Source organism: Isoptericola sp. NPDC057191 (genome assembly GCF_042670225.1).
Classification (GTDB): domain Bacteria; phylum Actinomycetota; class Actinomycetes; order Actinomycetales; family Cellulomonadaceae; genus Isoptericola.
On record NZ_JBHUWC010000262.1, the window covers coordinates 1 to 4,014 of the forward strand.

Annotated in this window: 5 protein-coding genes; 3 read left to right on the plus strand and 2 right to left on the minus strand. The window is 74.6% G+C overall.

Features of this window, described 5'->3' with window-relative positions; translation table 11 throughout:
• Positions 1–41 precede the first annotated feature (41 nt).
• Together ACFT55_RS19450 and rpmG are read right to left on the minus strand one after the other, a co-directional pair.
• Positions 42–320, minus strand: coding sequence for a type B 50S ribosomal protein L31 (locus tag ACFT55_RS19450; RefSeq protein WP_380245495.1), 279 nt, complete (start codon positions 318–320; stop codon positions 42–44).
• Positions 320–487, minus strand: coding sequence for a 50S ribosomal protein L33 (gene rpmG / locus ACFT55_RS19455; RefSeq protein ID WP_380245496.1), 168 nt, complete (start codon positions 485–487; stop codon positions 320–322). The genes ACFT55_RS19450 and rpmG overlap by 1 nt, the downstream gene beginning before the upstream one ends.
• Before the next feature lie 204 nt (positions 488–691).
• Between rpmG and nhaA the strand changes: the two genes are divergently transcribed.
• The 3 genes from nhaA (at position 692) to ACFT55_RS19470 (ending at position 3,969) form a co-directional block, all read left to right on the plus strand.
• Positions 692–2,515, plus strand: a complete 1,824-nt coding sequence (nhaA, locus tag ACFT55_RS19460) for a Na+/H+ antiporter NhaA (RefSeq protein WP_380245497.1) — start codon at positions 692–694, stop codon at positions 2,513–2,515.
• A gap of 60 nt (positions 2,516–2,575) precedes the next feature.
• Positions 2,576–3,436, plus strand: a complete 861-nt coding sequence (locus tag ACFT55_RS19465) for a hypothetical protein (protein ID WP_380245498.1) — start codon at positions 2,576–2,578, stop codon at positions 3,434–3,436.
• Positions 3,437–3,528: 92 nt separating this feature from the next.
• The gene (locus tag ACFT55_RS19470) at positions 3,529–3,969 is read left to right on the plus strand and encodes an arsenate reductase ArsC (RefSeq protein WP_380245499.1); all 441 of its coding nucleotides are present in this window, start codon (positions 3,529–3,531) and stop codon (positions 3,967–3,969) included.
• Positions 3,970–4,014 lie beyond the last annotated feature (45 nt).

Here is a 4,014-nt window from a genome sequence, read left to right on the forward strand (position 1 = left end):
GCCGTGTCCTGTCCTGCCCGCTCGGAGGCCGGGCGCAGCGCCTACCGCGCGCCCGTGCCGTAGCGCCGACGGAACTTCTCGACGCGACCGGCGGTGTCGACCACGCGCGCGGCACCCGTCCAGAACGGGTGGCTGGCGCTCGAGATCTCGACGTCGACCACAGGGTAGGTGCGGCCGTCCTCCCACTCGATCGTGCGGGCGGGGCGGCCCGGGCCGGACGCGGCGTCCCCGGCCAGCGTGGAGCGCGTCAGGAACGCGGTGCCCGCGCTGGTGTCACGGAAGACGACCGGGCCGTAGGCGGGGTGGATGGCGTTCTTCATCAGCGGGCCTCCCTGAAGTCGACGTGGCGGCGGACCGTGGGGTCGTACTTGCGCAGGACGACGCGGTCCGGGTCGTTGCGCCGGTTCTTGCGGGTGACGTACGTGAAGCCCGTCCCCGCCGTGGAGCGGAGGGTGATGATCGGGCGGAGCTCGGTGCGGGATGCCATCCGGGACCTCCTGGTGCCTGTCGCGTTGAGAACGATTCTCAGCTGCCGTGGTCCACAACCGGCGGTGGGCGCCGATCATTCCCGGGATTCCCGGGAACGTTCCCGGGAACACGGGCGGCCCGGGTCGGTGTTCCCCCACGGCCGGCGGGGAGGGAGCGTCGTACGCTCCTCGCGGACCGGCACCCCTCACGGACGGAGACACGCATGGCGGCACGCGCGCTGGCCGAACGGCTGCGCACCGAGTCGGGCGCGGCGCTGCTGCTGGCGGCCGTGACCCTGCTGGCCCTGGTGTGGGCCAACTCGCCGCTGTCCGGCGCGTACGAGCAGCTGTGGGCCCTGCCGGTCAACGTCGACATCGGCGACCTGCGCTTCGACCTCGACCTGCACCACTGGGTCAACGACGGCCTCATGGTGCTGTTCTTCTTCGTGGTCGGGCTCGAGGTGCGCCAGGAGCTCGCGATCGGCTCGCTGCGCCAGCGCAGCCAGCGCCTCGTGCCGCTCGTGGCGGGCACGCTCGGCGTGGTCGTGCCCGCGCTGGTCTTCCTCGCCGTCGCCGGGCGGTCCGACCCGCACGGCTGGGGCGTCGTCGTCGGGACGGACACGGCGTTCCTGCTCGGGGCGCTCGCCCTCGTCGGGCCGGCGATGTCGAGCCAGCTGCGCGTCTTCCTGCTCACCCTGTCGGTGGTGGACGACTTCCTCGCCGTCGGCATCATCGGCGTCGTCTACTCCGAGGACGTGCACCTCGCGCCGCTGCTGGTCGCGGTCCTCGCGCTCGGCGCGCTGTGGTTGCTGGGCCGGATGCGCGAGTGGCGCAGCTCGCCCTACGTGCTCGTCGTCGTCGTGCTGTGGGGCGCGACCGTCCAGGCCGGCGTCCACCCGTCCCTCGCCGGCATGCTCGCCGGGCTGCTGGTGCCCGCCGTCGCGACGCGGCGTGACGACGTCCTCCAGGCCAAGAGCCTGTTCCGCGACTACTGGCAGTCGCCCAGCGCGGCCGTCGCGCGCAACGCCCGCGCCGGGCTGGCCCGCTCCATCTCGGTCAACCACCGCCTGCACGACGTGCTGCGCGGCCCCGTGTCCCTCGTCGTCGTGCCCCTGTTCGCCCTCGCCAACGCGGGGATCGACCTGCGCGGCGGCGCGCTGGGGGCGGCCCTCGGCTCGGTGATCACGTGGGGCGTGGTGGCGGGCCTCGTCGTGGGCAAGCTCGTGGGCATCAGCCTCGGCACGTGGGGCGCGCTGCGCGCCCGCCTCGGCACCCTGCCCGACGGCGTCGGTCCGGGCAGCGTGCTGGGCGGCGCCGCGCTCTCGGGCATCGGCTTCACGGTGTCGCTGCTCGTGGTCGACCTCGCGTTCGACGGCACGCCCGCCGGCCAGGCGGCCACGGTCGGCATCCTCATCGCGATGGTGCTGTCCGCGCTGCTCGGCTGGGCGATCTTCACCGTGGCCCGCGTGCGGTACGGCGAGGCGAGCGCGGACCTCCCCGTCCTGCTCACCCCCGCCGTCGACGCCGCGCGCGACCACGCCAAGGGCGACGTCGACGCCGCGCACACCGTGGTCGAGTACCTCGACTTCGAGTGCCCGTTCTGCGCCCGCGCCACCGGCATGGGCGCCGAGCTGCGCGCGCACTTCGGCGACCGGGTCCGGTACGTCGTGCGGCACCTGCCGCTGGTGGACGTGCACCCGCACGCCTACCTCGCCGCCGTCGCCGCGGAGGCCGCCGAGCGGCAGGGCCGGTTCTGGGAGATGCACGACCGCCTGTTCGCGCACCAGTCCCGGCTGGAGCCCGACGACCTGCGCGAGCACGCCGCGGAGCTCGGCCTCGACCTCGAGCAGTTCGACGCGGACATGGCCGACGAGTCCCTGCACGCCCGCGTCCGTGCCGACGAGGCGAGCGCCCTGGCCTCCGGCGCGCGCGGCACGCCCACGTTCTTCCTCGACGGCGTCCGCCACCGTGGCCCGCACGACGCCCGCACGCTCATCGCCGCGCTCGAGGCGCGGGAGGGCGACCCGGCGCTGCGCCGCCGGTCGTGACCGCCCTGGCACCGCGCGCGAGGATGCACGACCCCGCCCGACGGTGATTGCCTGGGGAACATGAGCGACTCCCCTGGACCCGGAACGCCCGCCCGCAACCCCTGGACCTGGCGGCTGGTCGTGCTCGGCGCGGTCATGGTCGTCGCCCTGGTCGTCTGGCTGGTCGCCGGAGGTGACGGCGGTGGCGAGCCCGGCGCGTCGTCGACCGCGACGTCGGCCGCGGCGTCGACCGCGTCGTCGAACCAGGGCGCGACCGGTCCCGGCTCGCCCACCGCCTCCCCCGCCGTCCCCGGCAGGCCGGCGGGGGCCGGCTGCCCCGCCACCGACGGCAGCACGCCCGCCGGGGCGGACACGCACGAGTCGGTGGACGTGGACGGCGACGGGAAGGCCGACACCGCCTGGCTCACCGGCGGCGCCGACCGCCGGTTCGGCATCACCACGGCGTCGGGGGCCACGTTCTCCGTGGCGCTCGGGTCGGCGAGCCCGCAGCGCGCGTCCGCCGTCGTGAACGTCGTCGCGGCGGGCGACGGCACCGCGCCCGTCGCGCTGGTCGACACCGGGCGCGGCACCCTGCTGTTCTCCGCCGCCGAGTGCGACCTCGCCGCGACGCAGAACCTCGCGGGGGACGACTACACGTTCGACAAGGGGTTCACGGGCTACGGCACAGGCGTCGGCTGCACCGACGTCGACGGGGTGCTGCACCTCGCCGGGCTCGAGGCCGCCACCGACGACGGCGACTCCTTCACCGTGACGCGCACCTTCGTCGACCTGGACGACGGCGCCGCGACCGCCGCGAACGGCGAGGTGACGACCGTGGCGCGCGACGCCGGGCCCGACGACCCGGTGGTCGTCACCGCGCAGGAGACGAGCTGCGGCGACCTGGTCGCCGGCAAGGACGGGCCGGTGGAGCCGCAGTCCTGACCACAGTCCTGACCACAGTCCTGACCAAAGTCCTGACCGCGCGGACCCGTCGGGGCCTTGCGCCGTGTATCGACATCGATCAATATGAGGCCATGCCCGTCACCCCCACCGGCACCCGGCCGTCCGCACTCTTCGTCTGCGTCCACAACGCCGGCCGCTCCCAGATGGCCGCCGGCTTCCTGCGCGCCCTGTCCGGCGGCGCCGTCGAGGTCCGCTCGGCCGGCTCGATGCCCGCGGACCGCATCAACCCCGCCGCGGTGGAGGCGATGGCCGAGGTCGGCATCGACCTCACCACCGAGCAGCCGAAGGTCCTCACCACGGACGCCGTCCACGCCTCCGACGTCGTCATCACCATGGGCTGCGGGGACGCCTGCCCGATCTTCCCCGGCAAGCGGTACGAAGACTGGGAGCTCGACGACCCCGCCGGCCAGGGCCTCGACGCCGTCCGGCCGATCCGCGACGAGATCGAGCGGCGGGTGCGCGACCTGCTCGCCTCCCTCGACATCGAGCCGGTCACGCTGCCCGGCGCCTGATCACAGCCCCCCGCACGAACCACGATGCCGGCCACGCCTCGAAGG